The sequence below is a fragment of the Paenibacillus sp. A3 genome (assembly GCF_001399685.1).
Lineage (GTDB): Bacteria > Bacillota > Bacilli > Paenibacillales > NBRC-103111 > Paenibacillus_G.
In genome coordinates, this window is sequence record NZ_JTHN01000217.1 from 1 (window position 1) to 17,731 (window position 17,731).

Below are 17,731 nucleotides of genomic sequence, written 5' to 3' on the forward strand. Positions count from 1 at the left end.
TTAGTGCCGACGAACCGACAACGGCGCTTGACGTGACGATCCAGGCGCAAATTATCGAACTGATGAAGAAGCTGTCCGAGCAGACGCATGCCTCGATTATCGTGATTACGCATGACCTCGGGGTCGTTGCGGAGATGGCGCAGCGCGTCATCGTCATGTATGCCGGCAAAGTCGTAGAGCAGGGAACGGTAGACGAGCTGTTTTACGATTCGAAACATCCGTATACATGGGGCTTGCTTCGTTCCGTTCCGCGTCTGGACCAGGACAAGGACGGTGAGTTGGTACCAATCCCGGGAACGCCGCCGGACTTGTTCGCCCCGCCGAAAGGCTGCGCTTTTGCAGCGCGTTGTCCTTATGCCATGAAAGCCTGTCTGGAAGTCGATCCTGAGCATACGAAGCTTTCCGAGACGCATTCGGCGGCCTGCTGGCTCCTGCATCCCGATGCGCCTAAAGTAGAGCGACCTGTAGAAGCTGGAGGTGCGGCACGATGAAGGGCAATCCGATTTTGGAAGTACGCGATTTGCAAAAACACTTTCACTTGGGCGGCGGCAAGACGTTAAAAGCCGTCGACAAGCTCAATATTTCGATCGGCCGTGGCGAAACGTTCGGCCTGGTAGGCGAGTCCGGCTGCGGCAAGTCGACGGCCGGACGCACGATCATCCGTCTTTATGAAGCGACGGGCGGCGAAGTGCTGTTCAATGGCGAGAATGTGCATAAGCTGCGCGGAAACAAGCTGCAAGAGTTCCGTCGCCATATGCAGATGGTATTTCAAGATCCGTACGCTTCCTTGAACCCGCGGATGACGGTTGGCAACATTATTGCCGAAGGACTCGATATTCATGGTCTTGCCGACGGCAAACAGCGCAAGCAGCGCGTTAGCGAACTGCTTAATGCGGTAGGTCTGAACGAGGAGCATGCGAGCCGCTTCCCGCACGAATTTTCGGGCGGACAACGTCAGCGGATCGGCATTGCCCGGGCGCTGGCGATCGAGCCTCAGTTCATCATCGCGGACGAGCCGATCTCCGCGCTGGACGTATCCGTTCAAGCGCAGGTCGTCAACCTGTTCAAGAAGCTGCAAAAAGAGCGCGGTTTGACCTACTTGTTCATCGCGCACGATCTTGCGATGGTGAAGCATATTTCCGACCGTATCGGCGTTATGTATCTCGGCAAGCTGGTCGAGGTAACGACTTCCGAGGAGCTGTATGCGAATCCGCTGCACCCTTACACGCAATCGCTGTTGTCCGCGATTCCGATTCCGGACCCGGAGGTGGAGCGTACTCGCGAGCGGATCATTCTGGAAGGCGAAATTCCAAGCCCGCTGAACCCGCCGAGCGGTTGTCCGTTCCGTACCCGCTGCCCGAAGGCGATGCCGGAATGCGCGGCCAGCATGCCGGAGTTCAAGGAAGTCCAACCCGGTCACTTTACGGCCTGCCATTTATATTAACCTTGGAAGCCTCTGCATGTGCAGGGGCTTTTTAAGTATAACGAAACGATCCGTATCAGTTTCCCCCACCTTTTGACGATTTCCCGGATCACGTGTAAAATAGTAATGCTCATGTTATTTACAAACCGGAAGCGACTTACATTTTAAAAGGAAGGGTGGCGGGCGGATTGCGGATAGAAATAATGCAGTGGGACTCCGGCCAACCTTTGGCAGGCGATTATTCGGACCGTTTCGAAAAAGTAAGCGCGTTTTTCGATTACAATCCTTCGGATGCCGACTTTTGGGAGGCGCGTGCGGCTTGGATCGACCGCGAGCGGATTCATGGAGCTGACCGCCAGCGGCTTGCGGAAACGCTGCGCCGGTTCAACGAACGGGCGGGGGCTTCGCCTGAAGCGCTTCGTTCGATCGAGCTGCTTAAGGATTCCCGTACGCTGTGTATCGTAGGAGGCCAGCAGGCCAGTTTGTTTACCGGACCGCTGCTCGTTATATACAAGGCGATTACGCTGATTAGGGCGGCCCGCGAAGCCTCGGAGAAGCTGGGTCGGCCGGTGGTGCCGGTATTTTGGATTGCCGGGGAAGATCATGATTTTGATGAAGTGAACCATGTGACGGTTCTGACGGCGGATCAGCAGCTCCAGAAGATCAAGCTGCAGCATCCGACCGGCTTGCGCACCTCCGTCAGCCGAACGCCAATCTCGCCGGAGCAGTGGGGTGAGGCATTGGCTGCCATTGAGCAGACGCTTATGCCTACTGAGTTCAAGGAGGGATTGATGGAAGCGCTGCGCTCGTCGATCGACGGGGCCGTCTCCTTGACGGACAGCTTTGCGCGCCTCCTCTCCGCTTGGTTCGGACGGGACGGACTTGTGCTGGTCGATTCGGACGACCCGGAGCTGCGGCGGCTCGAGGGCCCGATGTTCCGCCGATTGACGGAACAAAGCGGTTTGATTAACGAAGCGCTGCTGCGGGGCCAAGATAAACTGCAGGCAGCGGGTTATGTACCGCAGGCTGAGGTTTCCGGCAATGGCGCGAACTTATTCGTTTTCGACGAACAGGGCGAGCGCATTCTGCTTTATGTGGACGGAGAGGGCGGCTACACGGACCGCAAGGGGGAACGCCGCTTCGGCCGGGAGCAGCTTTTGCAATGGGCGGAAGAGGCCCCGATACGACTGAGCAACAACGTGATGACGCGGCCTTTGATGCAGGACTATTTGTTCCCCGTACTTGGAACCGTATTGGGACCGTCGGAGATTGCTTATTGGGCATTGACGCGCGAAGCGTTTCATACGCTGGGGATGAGGATGCCGATCGTTCTGCCGCGCTTTGGCTTCACCATTGTAGAAGGCACGATCCAGAAAAACATGCAGAAGTACGGGCTTGCCATCGACGATGCACTGTACCGCTTGGAAGAGAAGCAGCAGGCTTGGCTTCGGGAGCAAGACCAGCTTCAACTGGATGCTCGCTTTGCCGAGGTGAAAGAGCAGTTTCGCGCCAGCTACGAGCCGTTGATCGGAGCGATAGCCGCCATCAATCCCGGATTGCAAAAATTAGGCGAAACGAATCTGGGGAAAATTATCGAGCAAATCGATTTCTTGCAGCACAAAGCGGATGACGGCCTTCGTGCGCAGTATGAGGCAGGGCTCCGGCAATTTGCCCGCATCGGGCTCTCCGTGCTGCCTGACTGCAAGCCGCAGGAGCGGGTGTATAATCCGCTCGCCTATTTGAACAAATACGGCGACGGCTGGATGAGGGAACTCGTGGAAGTGCCTTTGCCACTGGACGGGAAGCATCGTATATGTTACATGTAATACGTAGAGAATTCATGATCCAAGGAGGACGTTATCGATGGCAAGTACGATCGACCGCAGCATTATCCGCGACATTGCGCTCGCGCCGGAAGGACATTTGAAGATCGATTGGGTGAACGCTCATATGCCGGTGCTTAACCGCATCCGCGAGCAATTCGAGAAGGAACAGCCGTTTAAAGGGCTGAAAGTCGCCATATCGCTTCACTTGGAAGCCAAAACGGCCTATTTGGCCAAAGTGGTTCAAGCCGGCGGCGCCGAAGTGACCATTTGCGGCAGCAATCCGCTGTCCACGCAGGACGACGTATGCGCGGCGTTGGTAGAGGACGGCATCACGGTATTTGCGAAGTACAACCCGGAGCCGAAGGAATACAAGGAGCTGTTGATCAAGACGCTTGAAACCGAGCCGGATCTGATTATTGACGACGGCGGAGATTTGGTGACCATTCTCCACTCCGAGCGCAAAGACCTGCTGAAAAACGTGCGCGGGGGCGCAGAAGAAACGACGACAGGCATTCTTCGTCTGAAATCGTTAGAGAAGGACGGCCAGCTTCAATTCCCGATGGTTGCGGTCAACGACGCGTTCTGCAAATACTTGTTCGATAACCGTTACGGTACGGGCCAATCCGTTTGGGACGGCATCAACCGGACGACGAACCTCGTCGTTGCGGGGAAAACGGTCGTCGTCGTCGGCTACGGCTGGTGCGGCAAGGGCGTGGCAATGCGCGCCAAAGGGCTCGGCGCCAACGTCATCGTGACGGAAATCGACGCCATCAAAGCGGTTGAAGCTTACATGGACGGCTTTGCGGTTATGCCGATGGGCGAAGCGGCCAAGGTGGGCGATTTCTTCGTAACGGTAACGGGCAACCGGGACGTCATCCGCGGGGAGCATTACAAAGTCATGAAGGACGGAGCCATCTTGTCCAACGCCGGTCACTTCGACGTGGAAGTAAACAAACCGGAGCTGGAGGCCATGGCCGTATCCGTACGGACGGTTCGCCGCAACATCGAGGAGTACACGCTTCAAGACGGACGCAAATTTTACATTTTGGCCGAGGGACGTCTTGTCAACCTGGCTGCAGGCGACGGGCATCCGGCGGAAATCATGGACATGACGTTCGCGCTTCAGGCGATGTCTTTGAAGTACGTGAACGAAAACTACAAGCAAATCGGCCGCAAGGTCGTCAACGTGCCTTACGAGCTGGATGAGCAGGTGGCCCGCTTCAAGCTGGCTTCGCTCGGCATCGGCATCGACACGCTGACCGAAGAGCAAAAAGCATACTTGGACAGTTGGGCGGAGCATTAATCCGCATCCGGCTATCGAATCTCCCTTTGATGCAGAAGCGTCAAAGGGGGATTTTTTTGTTGGGAGTTGTCATAAAATTGAAACAATGGAAAACCTCTTCGCGTCTAGGGAATAACGCAGCGTTCAGCGGCTGCGGGTCAGACAAAAGAAGGGGGAGGCAATATGCAAAAGCTAAGGGGAGGGACTGCTCCGAAGCAGCGCTTGCTGCGGCAGGTGCGTCGAGCGGGGGCGATTGTGCTGCTGGCCGGATGGCTTGCAGGCTGCAATGCCGTTTCATCCGATTCGCCAGCTTTGGAAAAGTTGTCTGTCGGTGATCAGAAAATGGCGCAAACTAACGGCGCAGAATCGAAAGCAGGCTCTGCTGGCTCAACCGGCCAGGCAGCCGATTCGAATGCGGCGAAGCCTGCCGCGGGCGCAAGCTTGACGGGAGAAACGGCGCCTGAGACATCGGATGCGTTCAACCGTAAAATCATCTACAAAGCAAATTTGGTCATGCAGGTGGATAAGTATCACGAGGCGCAAGCGAAAATACACGAGGCGGTCAAGCAGTCGGGCGGCTACATTTTACAGTTCAATGAGAACGCTTCTACTTTGGAAAAAAGTGGTACGTTCGTCATCAAGGTACCGGCGATCGGCTTCCAATCGCTGCTGGCGTTGCTTGAACAGATTCAGCCGACGCTGCAGAAAAACTTGCAGGGTCAGGATGTGACGGAGGAGTATGTCGATCTCGCCGCGCGTTTGAAAGCAAAGCAAGTCGTAGAAAGCCGGCTGATCGCTTTTATGGAAAAGGCTGCGAAGACCGACGAGCTGCTTGCTTTCTCCAACGAGCTCGGCAAGGTTCAGGAAGAAATCGAGCGAATTAAAGGGCGTATGCGGTACTTGGAGCAAAACGTAGCCATGTCGACCATCGAGCTGAAGCTGACGCAAAAAACTAGCTCCGCCGAGGTTATTCAGGCCCGCGGTCAGGAGCCGCTAGGGCAGCGGGCGGCAGAAGCGTTGAGCGGAACTTTGACGGTACTCAGCGTCTTGCTTCAGTGGTTGTTCGTCTTTCTGGCGGGGGCGCTCCCGGTAATCCTGCTGTTGGTGTTGATCGGCATTCCCGTCTGGCTCCTGCGCAAACGGCGCAAGGAGAAGCTGGCGGATATTCGTGCGCGCCTGGCTGGGGACCCGCCGTCTGAGGCGCGGCCGTCCGACCGTTCGTCCCTTCCGGAGCAAGCCGGGGAGAAAACGGAACCGCCGCGGGAGAAAACAGAATAACCGAAAAAAATCCTGCGGTCGTCTATTGACGAAGCAGGATTTTTTGTTAACGTGACGAATCATTACTGTACAAGTGGTGGAAAGTGGGGTAAAGTGGAGGAAAGGGGGTGGCGAGTGGTGTTCATGGGGGAGTATCAACATACTGTTGACGAAAAAGGCCGGATGATCGTACCGGCCAAGTTTCGCGAAGCCCTGGGAACATCATTCATCGTCACTCGCGGCCTGGACCAATGTTTATTCGTTTATCCCATGAACGAGTGGGCGGTGCTGGAGCAGAAGCTCAAAGCGCTGCCGCTCATGAAGTCTGACGCTCGCGCCTTTACCCGGTTCTTTTTCTCCGGTGCCACCGAATGCGAGCTGGACAAGCAGGGCAGGGTGAACCTGCCGAACAATCTGATCGAGCACGCCAAGCTGGAGAAAGATTGTGTCGTTATCGGCGTTTCCAATCGGGTGGAGATTTGGAGCAAGTCGATCTGGGAAAACTACTTCCAGCAATCGGAGGAATCGTTCGCCGAAATTGCGGAGAAGCTGGTCGATTTTAACTTTGATCTATAACCCCCGGGAAAAGCCGGCGTAGGAGGAGCAGCGGAATGTTTCATCATGTGACCGTACTTAAGCAGGAAGCAGTGGAAGGATTACATATAAAATCGGACGGCGTCTATGTCGATTGTACGCTTGGCGGAGCAGGCCACAGCTATGAGATCGCTTCGCGACTCGGGCCGGAGGGGCTGCTTATCGCCTTCGATCAAGACGATGCGGCGCTAGCCAATGCCAGGGAACGGCTCGCTCCGGTCATGGACCGGGTGCAGTTGATCCGCAGCAACTTTCGCCATTTGGAGCGGGAGCTTGCCCAAGTGCCGCGCGCTTTGCGAGACGGACGTCCGCAGGTGGACGGGATTTTGTTCGACTTGGGCGTGTCGTCTCCGCAGCTCGACGAGGCTGACCGCGGCTTCAGCTACAATCATGACGCCGAGCTGGACATGCGCATGGATCGGACGGCTCCGCTGACGGCGAAAGACATCGTCAACGATTGGCCGGAGCAGGAGATTGCGCAAATTTTGTTCGAGTATGGGGAAGAAAAGTTCTCGCGCCGTATTGCGGCGACAATAGCGGCCGCTCGCGCCAAGGCTCCGATCGAAACGACGGGACAGCTCGTCGACTTGATCAAGGAAGCGATACCCGCGGCGGCGAGGCGTACCGGACCGCATCCGGCCAAGCGCAGCTTTCAGGCGCTGCGGATCGCCGTAAACGACGAGCTCGGCGCCTTCGAGGACGCGCTGGAGCAAACCATCCGCTGTCTGGCTCCGGGGGGCCGGGCTGCGGTCATTACCTTTCATTCGCTCGAAGACCGGATATGTAAACAAACGTTTGCCAAATATGTAGCCAAATGCACGTGTCCGCCCGACTTTCCGATGTGCGTGTGCGGATCTACCGGTATCGTTAAACTGGTAAACCGCAAGCCGATCGAAGCCGGAGCGGAAGAGCTCGAAGCGAATCCGCGCGCGCGCTCGGCCAAGCTGAGAATCGCGGAAAAACTGACGAACTGAGGGGGAAAGCATCTTGCCGGCTTATATTCAAGGGAATTTAGCAGTTGAACAGCGGACCGAGAACAAAGTCAAAGTCAAGGAAACGAAAAAGATCGTATACCGGAACAAAACGTTGCCGGTACAAGAAAAGCTGCTCTATTTGTTTACGGTTGCCGTCTGCGTCGTCGTTGCGGGTGTCGTTATCTGGCGTTATGCGCAAATTTACGAGATGAGCTCGAAGATTCAAAACATTGAGAAGGAGATTACCAAGCTGGAAGCGGAGAACAGCATTCTCAAGCAAAAGGTGGACGCGCTCTCCGACCATCAGCGTCTTGAGGAAGAAGCCCGCAGCCGAGGCTATAGCGTAGCCGATCCGAATCAGACGAAGCCCCAAGGATCAACCAAGTCTTCGGGACAAAGCGTCGCTTCCAAAACGCCTCCGGCCGGTGGAGCCGTGTCCAAAAAAACAAAGGATCAACCCTGATCTGTCTGTTGGAATAGGGAGGATATACGATGACAAAAAAGGTAAAATTGCGTTCGTTAATCATCGGAGGGGGATTCACCCTCCTTTTTGTTGTCCTGATCACCCGCATTTATTGGGTGCAAGTCGTCGATGGCGCCAGACTGGTCACGAAGGTTAAAGAAAATCAGTGGTCGAAGGAGAAGGTCATTCAGCCGGTCCGCGGCAGTATTTTTGACCGGTACGGCAAGGTGCTTGCGGAGGATTCACCTGCGTTCACACTGGGCCTGGTTCCCAAGACGATTAAAGACAATAATAATCAGGAAGAAATTGTAAGAGGGTTGGCAACCATTTTGGCGACATCCAACGGTGCGGTGAATGCTTCGGCGCTGGAAGACAAAATCCGCAAGCGCTTGGAAGCCAAACAGGAATGGGATCTGAACGACCAGATTGAAATCCGCAACGAAGGCTGGAAGATCGACACAGAGACGGCCGATAAAATCAAACAATTCATTCAACAGCTCCAGTCGAAGTTTCCTAAAGAGAACACGCCCGTCGGTATTGTGCTTGTGCCCGAGATCAAGAGGTTTTACCCTGCGGGTCAGCTTGCCGCCCATCTGATCGGCTACAGCAACAAGGAAGGAAGCCCGGTGATGGGGATCGAGGCGCAGCTCGACAACTATCTGAAAGGCGTGCCGGGTTTTCTGAATTACGAGAAAGACCGCTATGGCGTTGAGCTGACGAGCTCGAAAAGCAGGTATCAGCCTGCGGTCAACGGCAGCAACGTACAGTTGACCATCGATAAAAACATTCAATTTTACATCGAGAGTGCGCTGCAGAAGACGTATGACAAATGGCATCCGAAAAGCCTAACCGCGATTGCGGTCGATCCGAAAACAATGGAAATACTTGGGATTGCGAACATGCCGACGTTTAATCCAAACAAATACGGTGAAACGAAAAACCAATCGGATTTCATCAATCACGCTGTCGCCTCACAGTATGAACCGGGGTCGACCTTCAAGCTTGTTACTCTGGCTGCGGCGATAGAGGAAGGCGTGTTTTTTCCGGAAGACAAGTACCAGTCCGGCAGAATTATTGTCGCCGACCGCGAACTTCATGACCATAACCGCGTGGGTTGGGGCAAAATTTCATATCTCGAAGGCTTGAAACGTTCGAGTAACGTGGCATTCGTGAAACTGGGCCTTGAGAAGTTGGGACCGGACAAGCTGCGGCAGTATATCGACAAATTTGGATTCGGAGCGAAAACGGGCATCGATATTTCCGGAGAAGTTGCGGGACGGGTTAAAATGCAATACGCCCCCGAGTACGCTACGGCAACATATGGACAAGGGCTAACCAGCACCATGATCCAGCAAACAGCGGCTTACGCTGCGATCGCAAACGGCGGCAAGCTGATGTGGCCACATGTCATCAAGCAGATCACGAACCCGGACACAGGCGAGGTTATCGAGAAATACGAACCTAAGGTTATCCGCGAGGTCGTATCGCCGGCGACGGCCAAACAGGTCGGTGAATACTTGGAGCAGGTCGTATCCGACCAGCAGATCGGAACAGGTCGGAGGGCATATATCGAAGGTTATCGCGTGGCCGGCAAGACGGGGACGGCGAACTTCGTGCTTCCCGGCCAAGTAGGCTATGCGGAAGGCCGGTGGATGGTTTCCTTCATCGGTTATGCACCTCTCGATGATCCGAAGATTCTGGTTGCAATTATGGCAGACGATCCCGATCTCGGCGGCAACTATCATTTGGGGAGCGATGTAACCGCACCTGCTTTTAAAGAAATCGTATCGCAATCGCTGCGGTCTATGGGCATTGCGCCGAGCGTAGCCCAGGAGCAAACCTCCCAGCCGACGGAAAAAGCGCCGCAGGGCAAGATGCCGGATCTGACCGATCAGTCGTTGGACGAAGCCAAAGCGGCCACGAACAAGTTCGGCATTTCCGTCGAGCCGATCGGTCAAGGGCCGAAGGTCATCTCCCAATCTCCGCTGCCAGGTACCGAAATCGGCGGGGCGCAGCGAATGTATGTACTGATGCAGGAGGGCGAGGATGTTCCGGTTCCTAGCTTGTCCGGGAAATCGCTTCGCGATGCTTTGGAGGTATGCTCCTTCCTCAAGGTGCGCTGTCAATCGACCGGCGAAGGGTATGTGTCGGATCAGGCGCTGGAAGGCTCCGGCGAATCGAGAGTGCTCACTCTGCAGCTGAAATCGTATAAAGAGCTGCTGGAAAATCCGGTGGCCAGCAAGACGGACAAGTCCGACAAGTCGGATAAAACCGAGAAGTCGGACAAATCGGCCAAATCTGATAAAACGGCGAAGGCGGATTCGTCCTCGGCCAAGACAACGGGCGACAGCGGAAAGTCAACCGCCGGCAAGAAGAATACCGACTCCGTCAAGCAAACTACTGATGGCGGGTCCAAAAAAACGGCATCGGCGCAGCCATAGCTTGTTCTAACCCCTGGTTGTCCTGAATAGGGATGATATGAAACGATTCTCTTTCAGGAAGGGGAAGGAGCGGGCATGAGAGCATCGAACGTAACGGTTCGCCGTCGGTTGTTCGCCGCGCTGATAGTCGGAACGGCTATTTTTCTGGCCTTGGCGGTGCGGCTCGCGTACGTGCAAATCTGGCTCGGGCCGGAGCTGTCGGATAAAGCGGAAGATTCGTGGCGCCGCGACATTCCCGTCACGGCGAAGCGGGGGGTAATCCTGGACCGGAACGGGGCGCAGCTCGCTTACAACATAAGCTCGCCTACGGTGATGGCCATTCCGGCGCAAATTCAAGATCCTCAGGCAACGGCGGCCAAGCTGGCGGCGGCGCTGGACGCAAGCCAAGAGACGATTTACAAGCAGCTGACGACGAGAGCGTCCAGCGCCTATATCAAGCCGGCCGGCCGCAAAATTACGCAGGAAAAAGCCCGGGAAATCCGCGATATGAAACTTCCCGGCATCGTCGTGACCGAGGATAATAAGAGATACTATCCGTTCGGGAGTTTGGCTGCACATGTACTCGGCTTTACCGGGATTGATAATCAAGGATTGACGGGCATAGAATTGAAGTATAACCGGACATTGACGGGCATAGGCGGCAGCATCTCGTATTTGGCCGACGCCGCAGGCAAGTCGATGCCCGGATCGACCGATGAGTACAAGAAGCCGCTCGACGGCTTGAACCTTCAGCTGACGATCGACAGTAATATTCAAGCCATCATGGAGCGCGAGCTAGATCAGGCGATGCTGAAATACCAGCCGAACCATGTCATCGCGATTGCCATGGACCCGAATAACGGAGAGATTTTGGCGATGGGGTCGAGGCCGGGCTACGAGCCGGGTAACTATAAGGCGTATCCGGTGGAGAACTACAACCGGAATTTGCCGATTTGGATGACCTACGAACCGGGCTCCACCTTCAAGATTATTACACTTGCAGCAGCACTAGAGGAGAAAAAGGTTAACTTGACGGAAGGGTTTTTCGATCCGGGCGCGATTGAGGTGGCGGGCGCTCGGCTGCGGTGTTGGAAGCGAGGCGGGCATGGCAGCGAAACGTTTCTACAGGTGGTGGAAAATTCCTGCAACCCGGGCTTCGTGGTGATGGGCCAAAGACTTGGCAAAGAGAAGCTTTTCGAGTATATTTATAATTTCGGGTTCGGTAAAAAAACGGGGATTGATCTCGGCGGTGAAGAGAACGGAATTATGTTCAAGCCGTCGCGGGTCGGTCCGGTTGAACTGGCCACCACATCGTTCGGGCAAGGGGTCTCCGTCACACCGATTCAGCAAATTACGGCCGTATCCGCAGCCGTGAACGGCGGCAAGCTGTTTAAACCTCATGTGGCGAAGGCTTGGTATAACCCGGATACCGGAGCGCTGGTCGAGGAGATAAAGCCGGAGCTTGTGCGCGAGGTGATCTCCGAAGCGACTTCCAAGCAGGTACGGGAGACGCTGGAGAGCGTCGTGGCGAACGGAACCGGGCGCAATGCGTTCATTGACGGCTACCGGGTAGGAGGAAAGACGGGGACAGCGCAAAAGGTCGTGAACGGACGCTATTCCGCGAGTGAGCATATCGTCTCCTTCATCGGATTTGCTCCGGCCGACGATCCGAAAGTCGTCGTGTACGCCGCGGTTGACAATCCCCAGGGCATCCAGTTCGGCGGATTGGTCGCAGCCCCGCTCGTCAAGGGAATTATGGAGGACACCCTTCGTTATATGAAGGTTCCGCCGCGTAAAGATCAAATGGACCGCAAGTACGTGTACGGCGATACGAAAATCGTGGAAGTGCCGAATCTGGTAGGCATGAGTATCACGGATATTTACGAGAACATGAATATGAATTTTCAACTAGCGAAATCCGGCTCAGGCGGTACCGTGATCAGCCAGGTGCCGAAAGCCGGGACCCGGGTGGAACAAGGCACGACGATTCGGATTTATTTGTCCGATGCGAGCCCGCCGGGCAGCGGGAAACCGCAGGCGCAGTGAAGGCTGACGCATCGATGAAAGTACGGTAACATTTGGGGAAATGGGCTTTTCAGCACGCATTTTTTTGTCCATAATGATACCATGTGCAAAAAACGGAGGGGGACACAACATGCAACTGAAGGAGCTGGCAGCCCAGCTTGCCGTCAGCCGGATAATCGGTGACGGCGATACCCATATTCACGGTCTCGCGGCCGATTCCCGCAAGGTCCGGCCCGGAGATTTGTTTTTCTGCGTACCCGGCCTGAAGAAGGACGGTCACGACTATGCCGGGCAGGCGGTTGCGCAGGGAGCTGCGGCTTTGGTTGCGGAACGGGAGATTGAAGCGGACGTCCCCGTGCTGCTGGTGAAACAGGTGCGTTACGCTATGGCGGCATTAGCCTGCCATTTCTACGGATATCCTAGCCGGGAGCTGAAGCTCATCGGAGTGACGGGAACGAACGGCAAAACGACGACAACGTATTTAATGGAAAAAATATTATCGGATCAAGGTTTTCAAACCGGATTAATGGGGAATATCCAGGTGAAAATTGGTGCTGTCCGACATCCGAACGAAAAGAACAATACGCAAGAGGCGATTGAGCTTCAGCGTATTTTGCGCGATATGGCCGATGCGGGAACCGATTACTGCATCATGGAAGTTTCTTCGCACGGCCTCGATATGGGGCGGGTGAACGGCTGCCGGTTCCGTACCGGCTTGTTCACGAACTTAACGCAGGATCACTTGGATTACCATGGGACGATGGAGCGTTACCGGGAGGCCAAGGGGCTGTTGTTCTCCAGGCTCGGGAACGAATTCGCGCCCGCTGCCGATCAGCGCCAATATGCGGTGCTGAACGGGGACGATCCGGCCTCCGACTACTTTGCCAAGCATACGCCGGCGCAGACGATCGTATATGGCATAGACAATCCGGCTGCCGACGTGAGGGCAGAGAACATTGAAATAACCGCCAAAGGCACCAAGTTCCGCTGCGTCACCTACCGTGGAACGGCCGAGGTGAAGATGCGGCTGGTCGGCCGGTTCAACGTGTACAACGTGCTCGGCGCCATTGCCGCAGCGCTGGCGGAAGGGCTCGAGCTGGAGCGGATTATCGCCAGCCTCGGCAGCATGACGTCCGTCGAAGGGCGGATGGAGATTGTGGATGCGGGGCAAGAGTCTCTTGTGCTGGTCGATTATGCCCATACGCCGGACGGCCTGGAGAATGCGCTCTCGACGATCCAGCAATTTGCGGAAGGCAAAGTTTATTGCGTATTCGGCTGCGGCGGGGATCGCGACCGCGCCAAACGCCCGCTGATGGGAGGCGTGGCCGCCAAATACAGTGACTACGTCTTCGTTACTTCCGACAATCCGCGCACCGAAGATCCGGAAAGCATTCTCCGGGATATCGAACCGGGGCTTGTCGAGGCCGGCTGGGACAAAGAGCGTTACGAACTGATCGCCGACCGCAGACAGGCCATTCAAAAAGCGATTGCCCGGGCAACCTCTAAGGATGTAGTATTGATTGCGGGAAAAGGGCACGAAACGTATCAAGACATCCAAGGCGTCAAGCATCCGTTTGACGACCGGTTGGTAGCGGAAAACGCGATAAGGGGACGGTTGCAGTGATCAGACGTACGTTGGCCGAGATTGCCGTCATGGCCGGAGGAACCTTGGCGCAAGGAACGCCCGGCGATGCCGTGATTCACGGCGTTTCGAAGGATACGCGCACTCTCGCGGAGGGCAGCTTGTATGTGCCGCTGATCGGGGACTCGTTCGACGGTCATGCGTTCGCCGATGCCGCTTTTGAACGGGGCGCAGCCGCAGCGCTGTGGCAGACGGATCGTCACAACCCGCCGCCGGGCAAGCCGCTGATTCTCGTAGACGATACGCTGTCGGCACTGCAGCGTCTGGCCCAAGCCTATCGCCGTCAGCTGAAGGTACGCGTTGTCGGCATCACCGGCAGCAACGGCAAAACGACGACAAAGGATATGACGGGAGCCGTGCTGGCTACGGCCTTCCGTGTGCATAAAACGGCAGGGAACTATAACAATCACATCGGTCTTCCGCTCACCTTGCTGGAGCTGGATGAGGATACCGAGATCGCCGTCCTTGAGATGGGCATGAGCGGGCGGGGCGAGATTGAGCTGCTGTCCCGACTCGCCGAGCCGGAGCTTGCCGTCATCACGAATATCGGAGATGCGCATCTGCTGCAGCTCGGCTCGCGCACCGAAATCGCACGAGCCAAAACGGAAATTTTGGCAGGACTCCAGCCCGGAGGTACACTGATCTATCACGGAGATGAGCCTCTGATTGAAGAGGTTCTGCCGGAGCTGAATCAGCCCGGACGAATGGAAGCGGAAGGATATACCAAAGTCCGTTTCGGAGCGGGCGCGTCGAACGATCTGTATCCTCTGGAAATGAAGATGGATGCGAAAGGAACACACTTTGTCGTCAACACCGATCCGGGAGTTCCTTTCTATATTCCGCTGCTCGGGGGACATAATGCGGTCAACGCGCTGGCGGCGATCGCTGTCGGAAAATATTTCGGGATGGATGCGGCGCGGATGGCGGAGGGCTTGCAATCGCTGGTCGTAACCGGGATGCGGATCGAAGTATCGCAGACGCCTTCCGGCTTGACCGTATGGAATGACGCCTACAACGCTTCCCCGACCGCGATGCGGGCCGCCCTCTCGCTTCTGCACGAGGCAACGGGTTATAGCCGCAAATTTGCGGTGCTTGGCGATATGCTCGAGCTTGGCCCCGAAGAGGCGGAATTTCACCGGGAAGTCGGCCGTTTCGTCGATCCGGACGAGGTCGAGGCAGTGTATCTCTATGGCCCGCTTGCCCGGCATATCGCCGAGGCAGCGAGGGAGCGGTTTCCGGCGGAGCGCGTCCGGTATTTTGAAGATAAAGAGGAACTGGTCCGTGCGCTCGGTCAGGATGCCACAGCGCGCGACGTCGTGCTGATCAAAGGCTCCCGCGGTATGCGGATGGAGCAGGTGGCATCGTTTTTAATGCAATTGGGGGGATAGTCCGGTGGATTTTCAAATTGTCATGATCACGCTCGGCGTGGCCTTTTTGCTTGCGGTCATTATGGGACCTTTATTCATTCCGCTTCTTCGCAGACTCAAATTCGGGCAGCAGATTCGTACTGAAGGGCCGCAAGCGCATCAGAAGAAAGCGGGCACGCCGACGATGGGCGGGATCATCATCATGCTGGCGCTGGCGCTCGCCGTGCTGCGTTTCGGAGAAAAAAACATCGAGACGCTCATTCTCATTATCGCATCGCTTGGATATGGCTTTATCGGATTTTTGGACGATTATATTAAAATTTTGTTCAAGCGCTCGCTCGGCTTGACGGCCAGACAAAAGCTGTTCGGGCAGCTCGCCGTCTCGATCATCGTATGTATCCTGCTGGTGCAGACCGGACATAACACGGACATCCGGATCCCTTATATCGGTTTTTCGTTTGATATCGGCTGGTTGTACTTCCCGTTCGTGGCTTTCCTGATGTTAGGCACGTCCAATGCGGTGAACTTTACGGACGGTTTGGACGGTTTGCTGGCCGGAACCAGCGCGATCGCGTTCGGCGCTTATGCGATCATTGCTTTGAATAACTCGCAGCCGAATCTCGCGATCTTTTGTGCCGCGATGGTCGGTGCCGTGCTCGGATTTCTGGTATTCAACGCTCACCCCGCCAAAGTGTTCATGGGGGATACCGGTTCGCTCGGCATCGGCGGAGGCTTGGCGGCCGTGGCGATTTTGACCAAAGCGGAAATTTTGCTTGCGCTGATCGGCGGCGTGTTCGTGGTCGAAATGTTATCGGTCATCATTCAAGTTGTCTCCTTCAAGACGAGGGGGAAACGGGTGTTTAAAATGAGCCCGATTCACCATCATTTCGAATTGACAGGCTGGTCGGAGTGGCGCGTAGTCATTTCGTTCTGGACGGCGGGGCTGATTTTGGCCGGTATCGGACTTTATATTAACGAGGTGTTGTAGGCATGGAGCATCCCGCTCAGTACCGCGGCCGCCAGGTCGTCATTCTAGGTCTTGCGCGCAGCGGCGTTGCAGTCGCCAAATTGTTTCACGAAAACGGCGGGGTCGTCGCCGTCAACGATAAGAAAGAACGCCATTTATGCCCTGAGGCCGACGAATTGGAGGCTCTGGGTATTTCTGTTGTTTGCGGGAGCCATCCCGAAGGGCTTGTACACGAGGGGGTTGCGCTCGTCGTGAAAAATCCCGGCATTCCTTATACGATCGAGCCTGTAAGGCGGGCAGCCGAGCTGGGCATCGAAGTGGTGACGGAGGTCGAAGTCGCCTATCATATTTGCAAGGCGCCGATGATCGCAATAACCGGCTCCAACGGCAAAACGACCACGACGACGTGGACCGGTCTCATGCTCGAAGCGGGCGGATTAAAGCCGGTCGTGGCCGGCAATATCGGACGCGCCTTAACGGAAGCCGCTTTGGAAGCCGAGGCCGACAACCGGATGGTTGTCGAGCTGAGCAGCTTTCAGCTCAAAGGAACGCGTGCGTTCCGTCCGGCCGTGGGCGCTCTGCTGAACGTATACGAGACGCATCTCGATTATCACGGGACGATGGACGATTACGTCGTCTCCAAGACGAAGCTGTTTGCCAACCAAACGGAAGCGGACACGGCCGTGCTGAATTGGGATCACCCGGTCTGCCGAAAAACGGCGGGCACGATTCGTTCTTCGGTGCTGCCTTTTTCCGTTCGCGAGGAACTGTCTTACGGATTGTTCGTGCAGCCTCCGCTTGCCTCCGTGGACGAAGATACGGTACATACGATCGTTTACCGCGATAAAGACGGACAAGCTCACCGCATCCTGCCGGTACGGGAGCTCGGAATACCAGGCAGCCACAACGTGGAAAATGCGCTGGCAGCCAGCGCCATGGCCGTCGCTTCCGGTGTGAAGCTGGAGACGATCGCCCGGGTGCTGAAGGAGTTCCGCGGTGTGGAGCACCGGCTTGAATATGTGGCGCAGAAGGGCGACGTGCTCTTTTATAACGACTCCAAAGCAACGAATCCTACGGCAACGATCAAAACGATCGAATCGTTCAAGCAGGACATTGTTTTGATTGCGGGGGGACTCGATCGCGGATCGGATTATATGGAATTGCTACCCGCATTCCAGAGCCGGGTGAAAGGCCTTGTCGCCTTCGGAGAGACAAAGGAAAAAATCGTCCGTGTGGCACGCCTTGCAGGCATGAGTCGGATTCAAACCGTCGATACTGCTGCTAAGGGTGTACGGGAAACGGTGGAGGAAGCGGTTCGGCAGGCGCAGGCGCTGGCAAAACCCGGCGACGTGGTGCTGCTCTCGCCGGCATGCGCAAGTTGGGACATGTTTTCCTCTTATGAGGAGAGGGGAAGCATGTTTAAGGAGTCCGTGCATAACCTGTAAAAGGGGGGAACAAGCCCTGTCGGCCGGCGTCGCCGATCCGGCGTCG

The 17,731-nt window shown here is 56.0% G+C and carries 14 protein-coding genes; all 14 read left to right on the forward strand.

Annotated elements, in window-relative coordinates:
- Nucleotides 1–491, forward strand: a 491-nt coding sequence (locus tag QJ48_RS28730) for an oligopeptide/dipeptide ABC transporter ATP-binding protein (RefSeq protein WP_162238584.1), incomplete at its 5' end; no start/stop codon positions are given.
- On the forward strand, nucleotides 488–1,444 hold the full coding sequence (locus tag QJ48_RS28735; RefSeq protein ID WP_054976806.1) for an ABC transporter ATP-binding protein: 957 nt from the start codon (nucleotides 488–490) through the stop codon (nucleotides 1,442–1,444). The genes QJ48_RS28730 and QJ48_RS28735, both read left to right, overlap by 4 nt.
- A 167-nt stretch (nucleotides 1,445–1,611) precedes the next feature.
- Nucleotides 1,612–3,249: a bacillithiol biosynthesis cysteine-adding enzyme BshC gene (gene bshC / locus QJ48_RS28740; protein ID WP_054976807.1), complete on the forward strand. Its 1,638-nt coding sequence runs from the start codon at nucleotides 1,612–1,614 to the stop codon at nucleotides 3,247–3,249.
- A gap of 37 nt (nucleotides 3,250–3,286) precedes the next feature.
- A complete protein-coding gene (locus QJ48_RS28745; RefSeq protein WP_054976808.1) occupies nucleotides 3,287–4,552 on the forward strand; it encodes an adenosylhomocysteinase in 1,266 nt (421 codons plus the stop codon).
- A gap of 162 nt (nucleotides 4,553–4,714) precedes the next feature.
- On the forward strand, nucleotides 4,715–5,809 hold the full coding sequence (locus QJ48_RS28750) for a DUF4349 domain-containing protein (protein WP_054976809.1): 1,095 nt from the start codon (nucleotides 4,715–4,717) through the stop codon (nucleotides 5,807–5,809).
- Nucleotides 5,810–5,926: 117 nt separating this feature from the next.
- Nucleotides 5,927–6,364 carry a division/cell wall cluster transcriptional repressor MraZ gene (gene mraZ / locus QJ48_RS28755; protein ID WP_010491914.1) on the forward strand — a complete coding sequence of 146 codons (438 nt, stop codon included), beginning with the start codon at nucleotides 5,927–5,929 and terminating at the stop codon, nucleotides 6,362–6,364.
- Nucleotides 6,365–6,399: 35 nt separating this feature from the next.
- Nucleotides 6,400–7,356, forward strand: coding sequence for a 16S rRNA (cytosine(1402)-N(4))-methyltransferase RsmH (gene rsmH / locus QJ48_RS28760; protein ID WP_054976810.1), 957 nt, complete (start codon nucleotides 6,400–6,402; stop codon nucleotides 7,354–7,356).
- A gap of 13 nt (nucleotides 7,357–7,369) precedes the next feature.
- A complete protein-coding gene (gene ftsL / locus QJ48_RS28765; RefSeq protein ID WP_054976811.1) occupies nucleotides 7,370–7,819 on the forward strand; it encodes a cell division protein FtsL in 450 nt (149 codons plus the stop codon).
- A 29-nt stretch (nucleotides 7,820–7,848) separates the two neighbouring features.
- The gene (locus tag QJ48_RS28770; protein ID WP_054976812.1) at nucleotides 7,849–10,260 is read left to right on the forward strand and encodes a penicillin-binding transpeptidase domain-containing protein; all 2,412 of its coding nucleotides are present in this window, start codon (nucleotides 7,849–7,851) and stop codon (nucleotides 10,258–10,260) included.
- 75 nt (nucleotides 10,261–10,335) lie between these two features.
- The gene (locus QJ48_RS28775; RefSeq protein WP_054976813.1) at nucleotides 10,336–12,285 is read left to right on the forward strand and encodes a stage V sporulation protein D; all 1,950 of its coding nucleotides are present in this window, start codon (nucleotides 10,336–10,338) and stop codon (nucleotides 12,283–12,285) included.
- A 109-nt stretch (nucleotides 12,286–12,394) separates the two neighbouring features.
- Nucleotides 12,395–13,888 (forward strand): UDP-N-acetylmuramoyl-L-alanyl-D-glutamate--2,6-diaminopimelate ligase, encoded by a 1,494-nt coding sequence (locus tag QJ48_RS28780; RefSeq protein WP_054976814.1) that lies wholly within the window; start codon nucleotides 12,395–12,397, stop codon nucleotides 13,886–13,888.
- Nucleotides 13,885–15,294, forward strand: a complete 1,410-nt coding sequence (gene murF / locus QJ48_RS28785) for a UDP-N-acetylmuramoyl-tripeptide--D-alanyl-D-alanine ligase (protein WP_054976815.1) — start codon at nucleotides 13,885–13,887, stop codon at nucleotides 15,292–15,294. The genes QJ48_RS28780 and murF overlap by 4 nt, the downstream gene beginning before the upstream one ends.
- 4 nt (nucleotides 15,295–15,298) lie before the next feature.
- The gene (mraY, locus tag QJ48_RS28790; protein WP_054976816.1) at nucleotides 15,299–16,261 is read left to right on the forward strand and encodes a phospho-N-acetylmuramoyl-pentapeptide-transferase; all 963 of its coding nucleotides are present in this window, start codon (nucleotides 15,299–15,301) and stop codon (nucleotides 16,259–16,261) included.
- Between the two features lie 2 nt (nucleotides 16,262–16,263).
- Nucleotides 16,264–17,685, forward strand: a complete 1,422-nt coding sequence (gene murD / locus QJ48_RS28795) for a UDP-N-acetylmuramoyl-L-alanine--D-glutamate ligase (RefSeq protein WP_054976817.1) — start codon at nucleotides 16,264–16,266, stop codon at nucleotides 17,683–17,685.
- The last annotated feature ends 46 nt before the right edge of the window (nucleotides 17,686–17,731 follow it).

What these genes read in the sequence shown, in the direction of transcription:
- QJ48_RS28735 (WP_054976806.1), top strand. Translation starts at nt 488, where the DNA reads ATGAAGGGCAATCCGATTTTGGAAGTACGCGATTTGCAAAAACACTTT.
- QJ48_RS28745 (WP_054976808.1), top strand. Translation starts at nt 3,287, where the DNA reads ATGGCAAGTACGATCGACCGCAGCATTATCCGCGACATTGCGCTCGCG.
- QJ48_RS28750 (WP_054976809.1), top strand. Translation starts at nt 4,715, where the DNA reads ATGCAAAAGCTAAGGGGAGGGACTGCTCCGAAGCAGCGCTTGCTGCGG.
- rsmH (WP_054976810.1), top strand. Translation starts at nt 6,400, where the DNA reads ATGTTTCATCATGTGACCGTACTTAAGCAGGAAGCAGTGGAAGGATTA.
- QJ48_RS28770 (WP_054976812.1), top strand. Translation starts at nt 7,849, where the DNA reads ATGACAAAAAAGGTAAAATTGCGTTCGTTAATCATCGGAGGGGGATTC.
- QJ48_RS28775 (WP_054976813.1), top strand. Translation starts at nt 10,336, where the DNA reads ATGAGAGCATCGAACGTAACGGTTCGCCGTCGGTTGTTCGCCGCGCTG.
- QJ48_RS28780 (WP_054976814.1), top strand. Translation starts at nt 12,395, where the DNA reads ATGCAACTGAAGGAGCTGGCAGCCCAGCTTGCCGTCAGCCGGATAATC.
- murD (WP_054976817.1), top strand. Translation starts at nt 16,264, where the DNA reads ATGGAGCATCCCGCTCAGTACCGCGGCCGCCAGGTCGTCATTCTAGGT.